The sequence below is a fragment of the Staphylococcus sp. IVB6214 genome (genome assembly GCF_025558585.1).
Classification (GTDB): Bacteria; Bacillota; Bacilli; order Staphylococcales; family Staphylococcaceae; genus Staphylococcus.
The window spans coordinates 449,622-467,934 of the sequence record NZ_CP094723.1; the positions used below are offsets into that span (position 1 = coordinate 449,622).

Annotated in this window: 16 protein-coding genes and 1 pseudogene; 11 read left to right on the top strand and 6 right to left on the bottom strand. The window is 37.3% G+C overall.

Going from position 1 to position 18,313, the window contains the following annotated elements; all coding sequences use genetic code 11:
• Window positions 1-170: 170 nt before the first annotated feature.
• From MUA51_RS02190 to MUA51_RS02205, 4 genes are all read left to right on the top strand, one after another.
• Window positions 171-1,127 carry an ABC transporter ATP-binding protein gene (locus MUA51_RS02190; RefSeq protein ID WP_262560254.1) on the top strand — a complete coding sequence of 319 codons (957 nt, stop codon included), beginning with the start codon at window positions 171-173 and terminating at the stop codon, window positions 1,125-1,127.
• Window positions 1,124-2,638 carry an ABC transporter permease/substrate-binding protein gene (locus MUA51_RS02195; RefSeq protein ID WP_262560255.1) on the top strand — a complete coding sequence of 505 codons (1,515 nt, stop codon included), beginning with the start codon at window positions 1,124-1,126 and terminating at the stop codon, window positions 2,636-2,638. The genes MUA51_RS02190 and MUA51_RS02195 overlap by 4 nt, the downstream gene beginning before the upstream one ends.
• Window positions 2,639-2,778: 140 nt before the next feature.
• Window positions 2,779-3,828, top strand: a complete 1,050-nt coding sequence (hisC, locus tag MUA51_RS02200) for a histidinol-phosphate transaminase (protein ID WP_262560256.1) — start codon at window positions 2,779-2,781, stop codon at window positions 3,826-3,828.
• Between the two features lie 77 nt (window positions 3,829-3,905).
• Window positions 3,906-4,433 carry a 5' nucleotidase, NT5C type gene (locus MUA51_RS02205; RefSeq protein ID WP_262560257.1) on the top strand — a complete coding sequence of 176 codons (528 nt, stop codon included), beginning with the start codon at window positions 3,906-3,908 and terminating at the stop codon, window positions 4,431-4,433.
• Window positions 4,434-4,822: 389 nt separating this feature from the next.
• On the opposite strand, the gene MUA51_RS02210 is transcribed toward MUA51_RS02205, so the two are convergent.
• The 3 genes from MUA51_RS02210 to MUA51_RS02220 all read right to left on the bottom strand — a co-directional run bounded on the left by MUA51_RS02210 (window position 4,823) and on the right by MUA51_RS02220 (window position 7,918).
• Entirely contained in the window at window positions 4,823-6,334 is a 1,512-nt protein-coding gene (locus MUA51_RS02210) for a peptide MFS transporter (RefSeq protein WP_262560258.1), read from the bottom strand.
• Window positions 6,335-6,512: 178 nt separating this feature from the next.
• On the bottom strand, window positions 6,513-7,013 hold the full coding sequence (gene queF / locus MUA51_RS02215) for a preQ(1) synthase (RefSeq protein WP_262560259.1): 501 nt from the start codon (window positions 7,011-7,013) through the stop codon (window positions 6,513-6,515).
• A 20-nt stretch (window positions 7,014-7,033) separates the two neighbouring features.
• A complete protein-coding gene (locus tag MUA51_RS02220; RefSeq protein ID WP_262560260.1) occupies window positions 7,034-7,918 on the bottom strand; it encodes a DMT family transporter in 885 nt (294 codons plus the stop codon).
• A gap of 676 nt (window positions 7,919-8,594) precedes the next feature.
• Between MUA51_RS02220 and nrdI the strand changes: the two genes are divergently transcribed.
• The 3 genes from nrdI (at window position 8,595) to nrdF (ending at window position 12,153) form a co-directional block, all read left to right on the top strand.
• Window positions 8,595-8,993, top strand: a complete 399-nt coding sequence (nrdI, locus tag MUA51_RS02225) for a class Ib ribonucleoside-diphosphate reductase assembly flavoprotein NrdI (protein WP_262560261.1) — start codon at window positions 8,595-8,597, stop codon at window positions 8,991-8,993.
• A complete protein-coding gene (nrdE, locus tag MUA51_RS02230) occupies window positions 8,956-11,061 on the top strand; it encodes a class 1b ribonucleoside-diphosphate reductase subunit alpha (protein ID WP_262560262.1) in 2,106 nt (701 codons plus the stop codon). Before nrdI ends, nrdE begins: the two co-directional genes overlap by 38 nt.
• A 129-nt stretch (window positions 11,062-11,190) precedes the next feature.
• A complete protein-coding gene (nrdF, locus tag MUA51_RS02235; RefSeq protein ID WP_095118108.1) occupies window positions 11,191-12,153 on the top strand; it encodes a class 1b ribonucleoside-diphosphate reductase subunit beta in 963 nt (320 codons plus the stop codon).
• 57 nt (window positions 12,154-12,210) lie between these two features.
• Here nrdF and MUA51_RS02240 read toward each other — a convergent pair whose 3' ends face one another.
• From MUA51_RS02240 to MUA51_RS02250, 3 genes are all read right to left on the bottom strand, one after another.
• On the bottom strand, window positions 12,211-12,528 hold the full coding sequence (locus MUA51_RS02240) for a CHY zinc finger protein (RefSeq protein WP_262560263.1): 318 nt from the start codon (window positions 12,526-12,528) through the stop codon (window positions 12,211-12,213).
• Window positions 12,529-12,533: 5 nt separating this feature from the next.
• Window positions 12,534-13,466, bottom strand: a complete 933-nt coding sequence (gene murB / locus MUA51_RS02245; RefSeq protein ID WP_481906511.1) for a UDP-N-acetylmuramate dehydrogenase — start codon at window positions 13,464-13,466, stop codon at window positions 12,534-12,536.
• Between the two features lie 73 nt (window positions 13,467-13,539).
• Window positions 13,540-14,055, bottom strand: coding sequence for a GrpB family protein (locus MUA51_RS02250; protein ID WP_262560265.1), 516 nt, complete (start codon window positions 14,053-14,055; stop codon window positions 13,540-13,542).
• Between the two features lie 105 nt (window positions 14,056-14,160).
• Here MUA51_RS02250 and MUA51_RS02255 point away from each other — a divergent pair, with 105 nt between their 5' ends.
• From MUA51_RS02255 to MUA51_RS02270, 4 genes and pseudogenes are all read left to right on the top strand, one after another.
• Entirely contained in the window at window positions 14,161-15,033 is an 873-nt protein-coding gene (locus MUA51_RS02255) for an EMYY motif lipoprotein (protein ID WP_262560266.1), read from the top strand.
• 245 nt (window positions 15,034-15,278) lie between these two features.
• Window positions 15,279-15,599 carry a bacillithiol system redox-active protein YtxJ gene (gene ytxJ / locus MUA51_RS02260; protein WP_262560852.1) on the top strand — a complete coding sequence of 107 codons (321 nt, stop codon included), beginning with the start codon at window positions 15,279-15,281 and terminating at the stop codon, window positions 15,597-15,599.
• A 115-nt stretch (window positions 15,600-15,714) separates the two neighbouring features.
• Window positions 15,715-16,824 (top strand): glycerate kinase, encoded by a 1,110-nt coding sequence (locus tag MUA51_RS02265; protein WP_262560267.1) that lies wholly within the window; start codon window positions 15,715-15,717, stop codon window positions 16,822-16,824.
• Between the two features lie 241 nt (window positions 16,825-17,065).
• Window positions 17,066-18,307 (top strand): annotated as a pseudogene (locus MUA51_RS02270) (aminoacyltransferase).
• Window positions 18,308-18,313 lie beyond the last annotated feature (6 nt).

The following is an 18,313-nucleotide window of genomic DNA, read 5'->3' on the forward strand; positions in this document are numbered from 1 at the left end:
CGAAGTATACTGGTAATCAGAAAAGTTTTCTGTAATTACCAGTGTTTCTTTTTGCAAAAAACAAGCAAATAAGAATAAAACTTTGAAAAAATATGTTTAAATATGGGTAAGATTTAATGATGTGGGTATGATATGTTTGAGTAATTAAAAAAAGACAAAGAAGTGAGACGATGATAAAGTTTGAAAATGTATCAAAAAGATATGGTAACAAAACAGTGGTTGATCGCGTCAATATAGAAGTGAAAGAAGGCGAATTTTTCGTGCTCATCGGTCCTTCTGGTTCGGGCAAGACGACAACGATGAAGATGATTAATCGCTTAATTGACTTATCTGAAGGCTATATTTACTTCAAAGGAAAACCGATCAGTGACTACTCAGTATATGAGATGCGTTGGGACATGGGTTATGTGCTACAACAAATTGCGCTTTTCCCACATATGACAATTCGTGATAATATCGCACAAGTACCATTGATGAAACAATGGCACAAACAGGATATTGATGCACGAGTTGATGAGCTGTTAGATATGGTTGGGTTACCACCCGAGCAGTTTCGAGATCGTATGCCAAGTGAATTGTCAGGCGGACAACGTCAACGTGTAGGTGTTGTGCGTGCTTTGGCAGTCGATCCACCTGTGATTCTTATGGATGAACCGTTTAGCGCGTTAGATCCCATTACGAGAGAAAAACTTCAAGATGACTTATTGGCATTACAAAGTAAAATAAAAAAAACGATCGTTTTTGTGACGCATGATATTGAAGAAGCGTTCAAACTTGGTGATCGTATATGCTTATTGAATCAAGGGCGTGTAGAACAAATTGGTACGCCGAATGAATTTGTCAAAGCACCGAAAAATGAGTTTGTGCGTCAATTTATTGGAAATCTCACAAGTGTCGTACTAAATCACTTCTCTATTGGCAAGATTGTCGAATTGGCAGGTACACCAGTCGCAGGAAATGAAGACAACCTACCACTCGTCCATCGTGGCGATGCAGTGAGTGATGTTTATCGTGAATTAGCGACACATGAAGCGATAATGATTGAGATGGACGGTCAGTATTGGCGTCTCACGAGAGAGGATATTTTCCGTTTCCTATCTCAGAACAAGGTAGGTGACGCACGATGAATACATTTATTACAACACTGTCCGAACGTAAAGGTGAACTGTTCGGAGCATTGCTTGAGCATATTGAACTGTCATTTATTGCGTTATTAATCGCTGTGCTTATTGGCGTACCACTCGGTATTTTATTGACGAAGACGCCAAAGTTATCTGAGCCAATTATCAATGTAGCGGCAGTTCTTCAGACGATTCCATCACTGGCCTTGCTCGGCTTAATGATTCCATTGTTTGGGATTGGTACCGTACCAGCAGTGATTGCATTAGTGATCTATGCGTTATTGCCAATTCTTCGCAATACGTATACTGGGATTGTCGGTGTAGATGCATCTCTTATAGAAGCAGCGAAGGGAATTGGTATGAAGCCAGCACGTCGGTTACTACGTGTTGAACTCCCACTTGCGATGCCTGTCATTATGGCTGGTGTGCGTACAGCGATGGTCTTAATCATCGGAACGGCAACGTTAGCTGCACTTATCGGTGCGGGTGGATTAGGTGACTTAATCTTGCTTGGTATTGACCGTAACAATACATCACTCATCTTAATAGGTGCCATTCCAGCTGCATTATTAGCGATTGCATTTGACATTATTTTACGTGTGCTGAGTCAAGTCTCTTATCGTCGAATGATGATTACACTTGCAGCAATACTTGTCGTGATGTTAAGTGTGTCATTAGCACCGATGTTTGCACAAAAAGATGATAAGATTACCATTGCAGGAAAGTTAGGAACAGAGCCGTCAATTATTACGAATATGTATAAATTGTTGATTGAAGAAAAAACGGATTATACAGTTGATGTTAAAGATGGCATGGGAAAAACAACATTCTTATTTAATGCGTTAAATGCAGATGAAATTGATGGTTACCTAGAATTTACTGGTACTGTATTAGGTGAGTTGACAAAAGAATCACCGAAATCAAATGACGAGATGGAAGTCTATAATCAAGCGAAAACAAGCTTAGAGTCGAAGCATGATATGACTTTACTCAAACCTATGAAATATAACAATACGTATGCTTTAGCAGTGAAAAAATCATTTGCTGAAGAACATGACTTGAAAACAATCAGTGATTTGAAGCGGGTTGAAAATGAAATTAAACCAGGCTTTACATTAGAATTTAATGACCGTGAAGACGGCTACCCTAAAGTGCAGAAAGCCTATGATTTGAACTTTAATCAAGTAAAAACGATGGAACCGAAGTTACGATATCAAGCCGTAGAAAAAGGTGACATTAACTTGATTGATGCTTACTCAACGGATGCAGAATTAAAACAGTATGATATGGTAGTCTTAGAAGACGATCAGCAAGTCTTCCCTCCTTATCAAGGAGCGCCGTTATTTAAACAAGCATTTCTTGATGAACATCCTGAAGTGGCTTCTGCATTAAATGAACTTGATGGTAAAATTACAGATGAAGAAATGCAAGACATGAATTATCGTGTTGCTGAAAAAGGGGAGCGCCCTTATGATGTTGCAAAAGCTTATTTGAAAAAACAACATTTAATTGATTAAATTCAGAACGTAGCAGAATCTATTTTGAAATTCTGCTACGTTTTTTGATGATATATATAATCGACACTAGATATTTCGACTTTTAATCGTTATAATAATTAACATATTTTAAATTTTCAGATAAAATGGAGGTCTTGATTATGAAGTCACAAATATCACAGTTACGTGCATACACGCCGGGCTTATCACCAGAGGCTTTGAAGAAAAAATTAGGAATTACGGGTGAATTACATAAACTCGCTTCAAATGAGAATGTCTATGGGCCATCACCAAAAGCGAAAGAGGCAGTCAAAGCGCATGTGGATGACTTATTTTTATATCCAGAACCCAATGCACCACTCTTACAAGAAGCGATTGCGGCACATTATGATGTTGCACCAGAACAAGTTGTGTTTGGTTCGGGTTTAGATGAAATGATTGTCATCATCTCTCGAACTGTGATTCGTTCAGGAGACAAGGTAGTCACAAGTGAAGGGACGTTCGGTCAATACTTCCATAATGCAGTTGTTGAAGATGCGAATTTTGTTCAAGTGCCATTACGAGATGGGGCATTTGACTTAGATGCAATTGCGGATGTCGTTGATGAAGAGACAGCGCTTGTGTGGATTTGTAATCCGAATAACCCAACAGGAACGTATCACAATGCAGAAGCGATTGAAGCATTTATCCAAAAAGTACCATCTCATGTGACCATTTTGTTTGATGAAGCTTATGCGGAGTATGTGACAGCAGATGACTATCCAGATACGATTGAGTTTATGAAGAAGTATAACAACATTGCGATGTTACGCACATTTTCTAAAGCATATGGCTTAGCAGGACTGCGTATTGGATATATTGTTGCAGCGACGCCTTTAGCAGAGCAGCTTAATGTTATTCGTCCACCGTTCAACACTACACGATTATCTGAACAAGCGGCACTTGCTGCCTTCAAAGATCAAGCATATTTAAAAGAAACAGTCGCCTTGAATCAAATAGAACGTGAAAAGTTTGTAAAACTGAATACAACCTTGAAATTATACCCAACACAAACAAACTTTATCTTTGTAGAAACCGATCGTGTGGCTGAGTTAGACGAAGCATTGTTGAAAGCTGGTATCATTGCACGTGCCTTTCCAAATGGTGTGCGTATTACGTTTGGATTCCCTGAACAAAATGAGGTGATTCGACAAGTGCTTTCTGAATTTTAAGGGCTATCCCAAAGGACGTAGAGAGCGCATTTTGCTATAATAAAGACAGAGTTACGACAGTCACAAGGAGCGATAGCATGAGAGAGTCAATCGGAATTGATATGGATGAAGTTTTGGCAGATACGTTCGGTGCAATTTTAGATGAATTCAATGAACGTACACAACTCGGCATCACAATCGAACAAATTATGGGTAAGAAGATATATGATATTATGCCAGAACATAAGAAAGTGATTCGTGAGATATTAGAAGCAGACGGTTTCTTCGGTCGTTTACCTGTCATCAAAGACGCCCAAGAAGTTGTAGAGAAGTTGACTGAAAAATACGATGTATATATCGTGACAGCAGCGATGGATGTACCGACTTCATTCCACGATAAGTATGAATGGCTACGCGAATTTTTCCCATTTTTAGATCCACAACATTTCGTGTTCTGTGGACGTAAAAATATTGCAGCTACTGATTATCTAATAGATGATAATCCAAAACAACTCAGTATTTTTAAAGGGAAGCCGTTGATGTTTGGTGCCCCACACAATCAGGGGAATACCGATTTCGAACGCCTTGAAAATTGGCGTGAAGTAGAAGCATACTTTTTGAAATAAACGTATAGATAGCCACCTATTCCATTATCTAGGAAGGGTGGCTGTTAGTTTGAGAAGACAAAAAAATATAAAGAAGGGAGTGGGGCAGAAATCTTTTTTACTATAAAAGATTTCGTCGTCCCACCTCGGCAAGGGTGACTAGAAGTTTTGCAGTAGCTGATTGATATGTGACTACATTTACTTAATAAACTTGTCACACATCTAATCATCTTTGCAGGGGCACTACGACAAAATCATTATAAATATTTATGATGATTTTGTCGTAGTGCTCCCAAAGTTTGTGAAAACGGATTTTCACTTCAGACACCTACTGCCATTACACTTATTTCTACATCTTAAAAGAAGGAGCTGAGCACTATGTCTCAACTCCTTCTTTTATCATATATTAATTATTTAACACCTTGCATTAAGTTTTTAATGAATGGTGATGCGACGAATAGTAACACACCGATTGCAAGGGCAATACTGCCTGAATATAGGAAGTATTGATTTGAGCTAATCGCTGTATAAACTGTCACCATCTGTGCGTTAATACCTTGTGCCATAGCATTAGATAAGAACCAAACACTCATCATCTGTGCTGTAAAAGCTTCAGGTGCTAATTTTGTTGTTGTTGATAAACCGATTGGTGATAAGCATAGCTCACCTAATGTTACAATTAAGAAGCTTGCTACTAACCAGAATGGGTTGATTAATTCTACACCTGCAGACAATGGAATAACCATGATTAAGTATGAAACACCTGCTAACAATACACCGATTGCAAATTTAATAACAGTTGGTGGATTAAAGCGGCCAAGTTTTACCCATAATATTGAGAATAAAGGTGCAAAAGCGACAATGAACAATGGATTCAATGATTGGAACCATGCTGGTGGAATGTGGAAGTCAATTAAACCACCTGTTACTTTTGCTAAGTCAAGTTGCGTTTTTGTATCCGCAAATTGTGCTAATACGGTTGAACCTTGTTCTTGAATCATCCAGAATGCCACAGATGCGATGAACAGTGGAATGTATGCATAGACACGTTTACGTTCATAGTCTGCTGTTTTCTTGCTTGTAAGCATTTTTACGAAATAGAACAGTGGTAAACCAACACCTAAGAATGTAACAAAGTTAGCGAAGTTGGCGATTGTAAGTTGACCTAACATACCAAGAGTCACACATACAATAACGACAACAATGGCAATGATGCTTAAAATTTTGATGAATTTTGCGCGTTCTTCTTTAGTCAATGGGTCAGGTACTTCTAACCCTGCTAAACCTAAATACTTTTTGTTCGTTAAGAAATATGTAAGTAGTCCAAAGAACATTCCGACAGCTGCAATTGAGAATCCGGCATGGAAACCAACATTAATTTGTGTCCAACCGATGATTAATGGTGAAATTAATGCACCTAAGTTGATTGACATGTAAAAAATTGTAAAAGCTGAATCCATACGTGGGTCGTTCTTTTCGTACAATAAGCCGACTGTTGAAGAAATATTTGGTTTTAATAAACCTGTACCAATAATCAAGAAAAGTAATGCGATTAATAAGAGTGTAAAGTTATTCGGTAGTGATAATAAAATATGCCCCACCATAATTAAAATACCACCGTAGAACAGCGCATGTCGTGTACCGATAATACGGTCTGCAATCCAACCGCCGATAACACCACTCATATAGATTAACGCCCCATACATTGATACGATTTGAAGAGCGACACCTTGATCGATACCAAAGCCACCTTTTGCGACAGAGTAATAAATGTAATAAGCTAAAATGGCCTTCATACCATAATAACTAAATCTCTCCCAAAACTCTGTGAAGAACAGGGTGCTTAGTCCTTTTGGATGTCCGAAGAAACCTGTACGCGGTGTACTATTAAGGATTTCCTCTCTCGTGTAATGTTTGCTCATAATAATTCCCCTTTCCTTTCGTGAGAATAAATACTATTTTATACCTATTAACTGTTTTTAACAAGAAAATTCTGAAAAAATAATATGTCAGATTTGTTGTTACAAATTATTAATAAAAGTGATGATTACTGTTTGATCATGCAGCAATCATCACTTAAATACGTATGGAAGGCTGAACTTATCGGTTATCAATCGTCTCTGGATAGAGATCGTGATTCATCATACGATATTCAGCCATTTGTTCATATTTACTATTTGGGCGCCCATAATTTGTATATGGATCGATTGAAATACCACCACGTGGTGTGAACTTACCCCATACTTCAATATAGTGCGGGTCCATTAAGTCGATGAGATCATTCATAATGATATTCATACAATCTTCATGAAAGTCTCCATGATTACGGAAACTGAACAAGTAAAGTTTCAGTGACTTTGATTCAACCATTTTAACATTTGGGATGTATGAAATATAGATTGTCGCAAAATCAGGTTGTCCAGTAATCGGGCAAAGTGATGTAAATTCTGGGCAATTAAATTTGACAAAGTAATCTCGCCCTTGATGTTTATTATCGAATGACTCGAGTACATCCGGGCGATAGTCAAAGTTGTAAGTGTTGTTTTGGTTACCGAGTAATGTAATATCTTGTAAGTCTTCTTTTGAACGTCCTTCAGACATCACAAGACCTCCTTTATCATTTAAGTTTTTGATTGTGACTGACGTCGATGAGGTGACGTTGAACGTCGTGCGACTTCAAACATATAATAGCTTGCAGTTAGGATGATGACATAACCAATCACCGCATAGAAGTCTGGTGACTCACCGAAAAGGATAAAGCCGATAAGTGCAGTAAATAAAATTGACGCATAAGTGAAAATAGAAATATCTTTGGCAGGTGCATAACTATAAGCAACTGTCACACCAATTTGCCCCACAGCAGCTGACAACCCAGCAAAGACTAAATAAGTGATTTGCATACCTGTCATAGGTTCATAAGTGAACAAGACGAATGGTAAAAGGGCGACAACAGAAAAAAACGAGAAATAAAACACTATTGTATAGGGTGCTTCTCGTGTGCTAAGGGCACGCACTGCAGTATAGGCGGCAGCTGCAAAGATACCGGATAACAGTCCAATGACAGCAGGTATTACGTCAGACGAAAGTTCAGGTTGAACGACAAAGAACATCCCGATAATAGCGACAATCATAGCAATGAATTGATAGCGTTCAATATGTTCTTTTAAGATGACTAAACTGAGTAAAATCGTCCAAAAAGGATTGAGCTTCATTAAGATGTCTGCATCGCTTAGTACCATATGATCGATGGCATAGATATTGAGCAAAACACCTGTTAAGCCAAGCATTGATCGCGTGATTAACAGTGGTTGGCTACTTAATTGACCAAAAAAAGGTTGTTTATATTTTAAGATGAAAAACAAGGGGATAAACATCGCTACAAAATTTCGTGCTAATGATTTCTGAAATACAGGTAAGTCGCCAGCAAGACGAAAAAAAACTGCCATAAAGCTAAAACCAATCGCAGAAATTAAGATTGCGATGATGCCTTTCATTTTTGCATTCATGCAATCGCCTCTACATTAACTTAATTTTCAACGTTACTATCGTAGCACAAAAGGAAGGGTTGTGCTACATTTCAAATTTTTGCTTTTGAGATTGAAATGATGATACATTAGGTTCGTTGATTTTAAATGATAAATAAACGATAATAGAACGTACGTTCTGTATAAATTCTTTCAAATTCCAATTCAAAAAATGTGGAGAGATGTTCAAAGAATTTTTAAAAAGTCCTACATGTTGATACCATCGCTTTTTGATGCATAGTGCTGGTATGGTGATGTAAAAGTTCATCATTTTTTTCTTCACTTTATAGTACGAGTTAGGTATAATGAAGCACAGAATGTTGTATTCAAATAATACAACGCACACTACATATTGTGTTTTGTATTATTTGAATACACTGTATTATATTTTATTGCTTCGTAACGAATAAGATATAATGCGTGAATCAAATTCAAAAATTGAAAGTGTTCTAAGTACTTTGTGATTTTTAGTTTTATCATGAATTCTTATGTACAAATTCTTTTTTTATAGACAGGGAATGTATGTTCGTTATCAAGGCATAATGAAATACATATCATGCTTTCTATTGATAGGGATTAAGACATTATAATATGTACGCTTAGAAATCGATAAACGCTAATCCAACCTTGGGAAGCGTGTGTGAAAGGTGGTCGTTTCATGAAAGTGGTATATTATTCTTTTACTGGCAATGTTAGACGATTTCTCAAACGCACAGAATTAAATAATTTATATGAGATTACAGAAAAAAATGCCTCTGAACTAGTTTCAGAGCCATTTATTTTAGTTACAGGCACAATTGGATTTGGTGAAGTGCCAGCACCTGTAATGCAATTTTTGGCGGAAAACCATCACCTGTTGAAAGGTGTTGCAGCAAGTGGTAACCGTAATTGGGGCAATAATTTTGCGAAAGCAGGGGTCACAATTTCAGAAACGTATCAAGTGCCGTTACTTATGAAGTTTGAATTACACGGAACTTTGAAGGATACGCTAGAATTTAAAGAGAAGGTGGTTAATTTTGATGAAAGCTATGGAAGAGAAGCAGTACAATCATATTGAGTTAAACAATGAAGTGACGAAAAGAAACGAGAATGGCTTTTTTAATTTGGAGAAAGACAAAGAAGCATTGAGTGTTTACTTGGAAGAGATTCATGACAAAACCGTCCACTTTGATAGCGAATTAGCCCGCCTTCACTTCTTAGTTGCAAATCAGTTTTACTACAATGTATTTAATGACTATACAGAAGAACAGCTACAAGAGATTATCGACTTTGCGAACGAATTATCATTTGAGTTTGCGAGTTATATGTCTGCAAGTAAGTTTTTCAAAGATTACGCATTAAAAACAAATGATAAGTCGCAATATCTAGAAAACTATCACCAACACGTGACGATTGTATCGTTGTACTTGGCAAAAGGTGACGTTGCGTTAGCGAAACGCTTTGTTCAAGCGATGATTGACCAACGATATCAGCCAGCAACACCTACATTTTTAAATGCAGGTCGTGCGAGACGTGGTGAGTTGGTGTCATGTTTCTTGTTAGAAGTAGACGACAGTTTGAACTCGATCAACTTCATCGATTCGACAGCGAAGCAATTGAGTAAAATTGGTGGTGGTGTTGCGATTAACTTATCTAAGTTGCGTGCACGTGGTGAAGCAATCAAAGGTATCAAAGGTGTCGCAAAAGGGGTATTACCTGTTGCTAAAGCACTTGAAGGTGGCTTCAGCTATGCCGACCAACTCGGTCAACGTCCGGGTGCAGGTGCGGTGTATCTCAATATTTTCCATTACGACGTAGAAGAATTTTTAGATACGAAAAAAGTAAATGCCGATGAAGATTTACGTTTATCAACAATTTCAACAGGTTTAATCGTACCATCTAAGTTTTTTGACTTGGCGAAAGAGGGCAAAGATTTCTATATGTTTGCACCACATACGGTTGAACAAGAATATGGCATTACATTAGATGATATCAACATCGATGAATACTATGATCGTCTTGTTGAAAACCCAAATATTATGAAGAAACGTAAAGATGCACGTGAAATGTTGAATATGATTGCACAAACACAATTACAATCAGGATATCCGTATTTGATGTTCAAAGACAATGCGAACAAGGTGCATGCGAATAGCAATATCGGTCAAATTAAGATGAGTAACCTATGTACGGAGATTTTCCAACTTCAAGAAACATCTATTATTAATGATTATGGTATTGAAGATGAAATTAAACGTGACATTTCATGTAACTTAGGTTCACTAAATATCGTTAATGTGATGGAATCTGATAAGTTCCGTGACTCAGTTCATACAGGAATGGATGCATTAACAGTTGTAAGTGATGAAGCGAATATTCAGAATGCACCGGGTGTGAGAAAAGCAAACAGCGAACTTCACTCAGTAGGTCTTGGTGTGATGAACTTACACGGCTATTTGGCTAAAAACCAAATCAACTATGAGTCTGAAGAAGCGAAAGATTTTGCGAATGTGTTCTTTATGATGATGAACTACTATTCAATTGAACGTTCAATGCAAATTGCGAAAGAGCGCGGAGAAGCTTTCAAAGCCTTTGAACAATCTGACTATGCAAGTGGTCGTTATTTTGAACGTTACACGTCTGAAGACTTTTTACCACAATCTGATAAAGTAAAAGCATTGTTTGGACCGCATCAGATTCCAACACAAGAAGATTGGCGTGCATTAGAAGCGGATGTTAAAAAGTATGGTCTGTATCATGCGTATCGTTTGGCAATTGCACCAACGCAAAGTATTTCTTACGTACAAAACGCAACAAGTTCTGTTATGCCGATTGTCGATCAAATCGAACGACGTACGTACGGAAATGCAGAGACGTTCTACCCAATGCCATTCTTGTCACCACAAACAATGTGGTACTACAAGTCAGCATTCAATACAGATCAAATGAAGTTGATCGACTTGATTGCAACGATTCAAACACATATTGACCAAGGCATCTCAACAATTTTATATGTTAACTCAGATATTTCAACACGAGAATTGGCACGACTCTATGTTTATGCACATCATAAAGGGCTTAAATCACTCTACTATACGCGTAACAAATTGTTGAGTGTTGAAGAATGTACAAGCTGTGCGATATAGAAGGAATGACGTAATAGAGCGATGGACGATGCGTGACTATGTGTGATCAATGAACGATTGTCACGCCAACATCGCTGATGTTTAAATGATTCATATGTGAAAAATGATAGATAGGAGATTTTTATGTCAATGATTGCTGTTAATTGGAATACACAAGAAGACATGACGAATATGTTTTGGCGCCAAAACATCGCACAAATGTGGGTAGAAACGGAATTCAAGGTTTCTAAAGACATTGCAAGCTGGAAGACATTAACAGAAGCCGAACAAGATGCGTTTAAAAAGGCATTGGCAGGTTTAACAGGTTTAGACACGCATCAAGCAGATGACGGCATGCCTCTCATTATGATGCACACAAAGGATTTACGTAAAAAAGCAGTTTATTCGTTCATGGGAATGATGGAACAAATTCATGCGAAAAGTTACTCACACATTTTTACGACATTGTTACCGTCTAAAGAGACGAACGAATTGTTAGATAAATGGGTGTTAGAAGAACCACATTTGAAGTTCAAATCTGAAAAAATTGTCGGTAACTATCATAAATTATGGAAAAAAGAAGCCTCTATTTATGATCAATATATGGCACGTGTATCGAGTGTATTTTTAGAAACATTCTTGTTCTACTCTGGTTTTTACTATCCGCTATATCTAGCAGGACAAGGTCGTATGACAACATCTGGTGAGATTATTCGTAAAATTTTACTTGATGAGTCCATTCACGGTGTGTTCACAGGACTAGATGCACAAAGTTTACGCAATGAATTATCTGAGAGCGAAAAGCAACAAGCTGACCGTGAAATGTACAAGATGTTAGAAGAACTTTATGCGAATGAAGAATCATATACACGTAGTTTGTATGATCCAATTGGCTTAACTGAGGATGTCTTGAATTACGTTCGATATAATGGGAATAAAGCGTTGTCAAACTTAGGTTTTGAGCCGTATTTTGAAGAGAGAGAATTCAATCCAATCATTGAGAATGCGTTGGATACAACAACGAAAAACCATGATTTCTTCTCAGTAAAAGGTGACGGTTATACGTTAGCCTTGAATGTTGAAGCATTACGTGATGAAGACTTTTTATTTTAATGAACAAATAAAAGAAGCGGTGCGTACATATGTAGATATGTGCGCACCGCTTCTTTGCTATACTTCAAAATAATGATGGTAATGAAGTTGACATCGGCTGTTGAACAGGGCATGACAGTTGGGACACTGTGTATGGTCCATATAGCTTTGAATGGTCATTTCTTGCTGACAAACACCACAAAGAATAGCCTTCGTATCATCAAAGCTGTTTGCTGGCCACTGTTCAGCAGGATGTGCTTCCGCTTCATTATGGCAATGAATACAGGGATAGTACTTGTCACAACACTTGAACTTGATAGCGATGATATCAAGTTCAGTGTGATAATGCGTACACCGTGTTTCGTTGTCGACAGTTGTGCCATAAACGTATACCATCTGATTTATCCTTCATTTGATGTTTCATCAAGTGGTTCACCAATAATACGAACTTCACGTTCGAGCGTGACATCAAACTTTTCTTTAACAACTTGTTGGACGTGTTTGATGAGATTTTCATAATCAGTCGCTGTACCGTGATCGACATTAACCATGAAACCGGCATGTTTTTTAGACACCTCAACGCCACCCACACGGTGACCTTGTAGTGCTGCATCTTGGATCAGTTTGCCAGCGAAGTGACCCGGTGGACGTCGGAAAACACTACCGCATGAAGGGTATTCAAGTGGCTGTTTTGATTCACGTCGTTCTGTAAGGTCATCCATCACGGCTTGTATGTCTTCTTGTTTGCCAGGTGTTAGTGTAAAAGCAGCTTCAAGTACGACATAATGTTCACTTTGAATAATACTGTTGCGGTAGTCCAGAGCCAGTTCATTGTGTGTGAGTTGAAGCATGTTCCCTTTTTCATCGATGACACGTGCATAATCAATCACATCTTTGATTTCGCCACCGTATGCACCAGCATTCATGTATACAGCACCACCGACTGATCCGGGAATCCCACATGCAAATTCAAGACCTGTGAGTGACAGATCACGTGCTTTACGAGATACATCAATAATTGCGGCACCACTGCCTGCAATAATATTGGCATCTGAAGATTGAATATGATTGAGTTCAAGTAAGCTCAAGACGATGCCACGAATGCCACCATCACGAATAATGATGTTTGACCCGTTACCTAAATATGTCACAGGAATGTCATTGTTATAAGCATACTTCACCACTTGTTGAACATCTTCGTAATGTTTCGGTGAGATGTAAAAATCAGCAATGCCTCCTGTTTCTGTATACGTATATTTTTTCAATGGCTCATCAACTTTAATAATGTCTGAGGGGATCAGTTGTTTAAGGTCTTGCAAGATGTTCGAATTCATTCTGTGTAACATCCTTTCTATTATCATTATCTCTATTTTAACTGTTCTCGCTATGGAAAGTCATGTATCAGCCTTATAACAGCGTACGTAGTTGTGCAAAAAGTGATTGTTTTCCTTCTTCGTAATCTCTAATTTTTTGGCTATCTGTCAATAGTGCTTGCTTCTTTTCCGCAAAAAATGCACGTGCTTCTGATGATTCTGTTAGTAGCTGATCAATTGCAACATACTCGTCAAACAAAGGCGTGTTTCGCTGTATGATATGTAAGCGTACTTGTTGCTTCAAGTCGGATAGATTATGGAAGCGTGCCATCATTACTTTTTTATGGTACGTGTGATGCAAGCGATAAAACCCTGCGTAGTTAAGTCGTTTCTCATCTAATGACGTAATATCGTGTAAGTTATCAACGCCGACTAAAATATCCAAGATTGGTTCAGTCGGATAATTTAAATGTTTAGTTCCGCCAATATGTTGAGTGGACTTTATCGGAGAGTCTAACAACTCAAATAGTAGTGCACTGTATGACTCGTATTGACGTGCCGTTTCAGCTTTTATTAGATTGGTGACGAAGGGTTGAACATATGGGTACATAGTGGCCTCCTCATTATGTTGTACAATAATTCTGCATTACTATAACACATATTATTTTCAAGTTAAATATGTTTCGGTATAATACGAAATGTTAAGGGGGCTAACATGAAAAAGATAAAGAAGCTATTAACATTAAGTATGGTAAGTATCATGATGTTGACGGCATGTGGCGGACAATCCGATCGGGATAAAGAAGTGTTTGATGCACAACTATCACGTGTTGAAGCAAAAGAAAAAGCATTTAATGAAACATTAGATAATTTGGAGCTACAAAAATTGAATAAGTGGGTTAAAGGAGAAACCACGGATAAACATAAAGAATCATTTCAAGACTTAGAAGAAAACCTTCGTAAAGAATTAATACCCAAATTTAATGATTATCAGCAAGAAGCAGAGAAATTGCCAACATCTAATGACAAGTTAAAAGAGATAAAACGACTTTATATGAAGGGATTAGCGGGAAAGGAACAAGAGATTGAACGTCTTGAACAATTTGTATCACAATATATCAAATCAATAGAGACGAATGAAAATATTTTGAATGATACGCAATCATTTGAATCACATCGTGCACAAGTAGAAAGCTATATTGCAGATGCACAAACATCAGAAGCAGGGACAAAAGAAGCGGCTGCTTTGGAAGAAGTACTAAAGAAAAATAATGATGAGATTAAAAAAAGTGTAGAAGATGCAGGAGAGAATCCAGATGCCCAAGTATTTAAGACAAAGACAATTCCATTAATACAACAGCAAATTCGTGCGTTGAATCAAAAACAACTGCACAACAATTCGGTGAGTCATGCCCGTCAGAGTGCGATTGAGATGTATTATAATCTTGAACATTATTACAAGGAACGCACGAAGTCTATCGCATATAGTACGTCACTTGAGAAAGCAGATGTGAATACCTTGATGACAAATTCTAAAGATCTCAAACATTACGATCGTGCATTTCAACAAGCACATCAAGACTTGTAAGTGATTGAATAGGTGCCAAAAGGGGTATGGTTAATAGATAGCGGATGACGAACATCAGGAGACAGTCAGTTTGCATCAAAGCGTGTGACGAACAAACATATCAATATCGTACAAAAACACAACATAAATTAATGGTTAACAATAAGAATGATAATGTGTATAATGGTAAACGTTACGAAACGAATGTAAGATGGAAAGTTTGCCTAAGAGACGAATTGAAATTTTACTTAGAGGTGAAGAATAACATGGCGATTAAGCTAACTTCGATAGACCAATTCGAACAAGTCATTCATGACAATCATGATATTTTTATTTTGAAACATAGTGATACTTGTCCAATTTCAGAAAGTGCATTGGATCAATTTAACAAATTTTTGTATGAACGAGATATGGATGGTTTTTATGTAGTTGTACAACAAGACAGAGCACTCTCTAACTATATCGAAGAAAAGACAGGCATTAAACATGAAACACCACAAGCCCTTTACTTTGTAGAAGGGGATGTTGTATGGCATGACAGCCATCAAAATATTAATGTATCTTCGCTCGCTGAAGCAGAAGGATAATTAAAAGAAGAACGTGATAAGACGTCCTAATAGTCATATTTAGGAGCGGGCACGTTCTTTTTTTGTGGTATTTTGTGGTAAAATGAGACAATGATTGAACGAATGAGGTGACGAAATGAAAGTACTAGTAGCCGTGGATGCATATCAAGGAATCATGTCTAGTTACGACGCCAATCGTTATGTTGAAGAAGCGGTGGCAAGTCAAATTGAAGGTGCGGATATTGTACAGGTGCCATTATTTAATGGGCGCCATGAGTTATTAGAAGCCACTCTAACTTGGCATTCAGGAACTCAGTATCAAATAGATGTTCATGATGCACAAATGCGTCCTGTAACTGCAACATATGGCCAAACTGATACAGGTTTGACTGTGATAGAAGCGAGTCAGTTTCTTACAGCAGATGTATCACTCACCCAACAGACAAGTTATGGACTGGGTGAAATGATCAATGCGGCATTAAATCAAGGAGCGAAACATTTGGCAATTTCTGTTGGAGGGACACGTGTCTTTGACGGTGGCGCAGGAATGCTTCAAGCGCTAGGTGTGCATTTTTATGACGATGACGGAGAAGAAGTCGATATGCGACAAGGTGTCGGTCAGATGAAACGTGTTCGCCATATCGATGTGTCAGAACTGCGTGATGATCTTTATGATGCACGCATTCAAATTTTGAGTGATTTTGATAGTCATTTATATGGAAAGAAAAGTGAGGTATTGCAGCGCTATAAAGAAATAGGTATCACACGTGAAGCAGCTGTGGAAATTGATAATTTGTTATGGTATTTCAGTGAATTATTCAAAAGTAACTTACGCATTGCTTTGGTACCGATTGAACGTGGAGGTGCAGGCGGAGGTATAGCCGCAATCTCAAAAGCACTATTAGGCGCTGAAATTGTGACAAGCCACATACTTGTCGATCAAATTATGGATTTAGAACAATTGGTGCAACAAGCTGATTTGATTATATTCGGTGAAGGATTGAATGAACAAGATCAATTAATTGAAACATCTTCATTGCGCATTGCAGAACTTGCCCAACAGTATGATAAGAAGAGCATTGCGATATGTGGCACAACAGATAAGTTCGCTCAATTTGAAGCATTAGATGTTACAGGCATGTTTAATACATTCATTGAAATGCCGAAAACATATACAGACTTCAAGTTAGGCATTCAGTTACGTAACTATACGATACAAGCGATTAAGTTGTTATTAACGAAGTAAGAATTATAATAAGCGTTTAAGACCAGGCATGATGAGAATGTCTGGTTTTTCAATGCAAAATGTGGGTAGCGCAGGACTTATATTATAATAAAATAATTATTTGTAATAACTCATTATTTTTAAAGAGTTTAAAATTAGTTTTTTTATTAGAACTCTAATAACTTTGCTATTTCATATATAATAGATATATTATATGGTAGAATAGTAATGCACGTATTAGACATAAGGGGTTGTTTGATTAATGGAGTTTAGTTGTTTAAAACCACAAGAGTATCAAGCTTTTGTAAAGGCGCATTTCTCACATTATACACAGAGTGTGGATCATTTTTTATACCGTGATGCGAATCAAAAAGATGTACATTTAGTTGGAGTGAAGGATGAAGATGGCACTGTGTTAGCAGCATGCTTACTCACAGAAGCAAGAAGTTTGAAGTTTTTCAAATATTTTTATACACATAGAGGTCCTGTCATTGATTACACTGATTTGTATCTTGTAAAGTTTTTTTACGATAATTTGACAGAATATTTGAAAAAGAATCGGTGTTTATTTTTATTAACGGATCCATACTTATTAGAGAATTTACGCGATGCGAAAGGCAACATTTTAGAGCATCATGACAACGACTTATTTATCAAACAAATGGCACAACTCGGTTATCAACATCAAGGATATTCAGTTGGTTATTCTCAAACGAGCCAGATTCGTTGGTTGTCAGTCTTAGATATGGCGGAGAAATCAGAAGACCAACTATTGAAAGAAATGGATTATCAAACGAGACGTAATATCAAAAAAACTTACGAAATGGATGTACAAGTTTGTACATTATCGATTGATGAAACAGGTCGTTTTTTCAAGCTATTCAGAATGGCTGAAGAAAAACACTGATTCAAGTTCCGTGATCAAGATTATTTTGAGCAGATGCAACGTATCTATTCAGGAAATAGTATGTTGAAATTAGCTTATATTGATTTGAATCATTTGTTAAAAAAGCAAAAAGTAAATATAGCTTCGTTATAACAAGCGCTTAAGGAAGCTGAACAAAAACTACAAGAAAACCCGAATTCTAAAAAAAGTAAAACAAAGCATCAACAACTAAAGCAACAATTGGAAAAACAAGAGAAAAAGCGAATAGAAACAGAACAACTCATTGAAACAGATGGACCTGTGCTAGACTTAGCAGCCGCACTTTATATCTACAATGAACATGAAATGTATTATTTATCGAGTGGATCGAATCCAAAATACAATGCGTATATGGGAGCGTATCGTTTACAATGGGAAATGATTAAGTTTGCGAAAGCACATAATATTGATCGTTATAATTTCTATGGCATTACAGGTGATTTTAGTGACACTGCAGAAGATGTAGGTGTGCAGCGTTTTAAAGAAGGTTTTAACGCACATGTAGAAGAATACATCGGTGACTTCATCAAACCAATCAAACCATTCATCTATAAACTCTATCAGCGTATTCATCGCTAACTAAAA

Coding starts and splice junctions, on each gene's coding strand:
- queF (WP_262560259.1), bottom strand. CDS start 7,013: ATGTCTGAAGGACGTTCAAAAGAAGACTTACAAGATATTACATTACTC.
- MUA51_RS02220 (WP_262560260.1), bottom strand. CDS start 7,918: ATGAATGCAAAAATGAAAGGCATCATCGCAATCTTAATTTCTGCGATT.
- MUA51_RS02250 (WP_262560265.1), bottom strand. CDS start 14,055: ATGTACCCATATGTTCAACCCTTCGTCACCAATCTAATAAAAGCTGAA.
- MUA51_RS02205 (WP_262560257.1), top strand. CDS start 3,906: ATGAGAGAGTCAATCGGAATTGATATGGATGAAGTTTTGGCAGATACG.
- MUA51_RS02190 (WP_262560254.1), top strand. CDS start 171: ATGATAAAGTTTGAAAATGTATCAAAAAGATATGGTAACAAAACAGTG.
- MUA51_RS02265 (WP_262560267.1), top strand. CDS start 15,715: ATGAAAGTACTAGTAGCCGTGGATGCATATCAAGGAATCATGTCTAGT.
- ytxJ (WP_262560852.1), top strand. CDS start 15,279: ATGGCGATTAAGCTAACTTCGATAGACCAATTCGAACAAGTCATTCAT.
- nrdF (WP_095118108.1), top strand. CDS start 11,191: ATGATTGCTGTTAATTGGAATACACAAGAAGACATGACGAATATGTTT.
- nrdI (WP_262560261.1), top strand. CDS start 8,595: ATGAAAGTGGTATATTATTCTTTTACTGGCAATGTTAGACGATTTCTC.
- murB (WP_481906511.1), bottom strand. CDS start 13,466: ATGAATTCGAACATCTTGCAAGACCTTAAACAACTGATCCCCTCAGAC.
- MUA51_RS02195 (WP_262560255.1), top strand. CDS start 1,124: ATGAATACATTTATTACAACACTGTCCGAACGTAAAGGTGAACTGTTC.
- MUA51_RS02255 (WP_262560266.1), top strand. CDS start 14,161: ATGAAAAAGATAAAGAAGCTATTAACATTAAGTATGGTAAGTATCATG.
- MUA51_RS02240 (WP_262560263.1), bottom strand. CDS start 12,528: ATGGTATACGTTTATGGCACAACTGTCGACAACGAAACACGGTGTACG.
- hisC (WP_262560256.1), top strand. CDS start 2,779: ATGAAGTCACAAATATCACAGTTACGTGCATACACGCCGGGCTTATCA.
- nrdE (WP_262560262.1), top strand. CDS start 8,956: ATGAAAGCTATGGAAGAGAAGCAGTACAATCATATTGAGTTAAACAAT.
- MUA51_RS02210 (WP_262560258.1), bottom strand. CDS start 6,334: ATGAGCAAACATTACACGAGAGAGGAAATCCTTAATAGTACACCGCGT.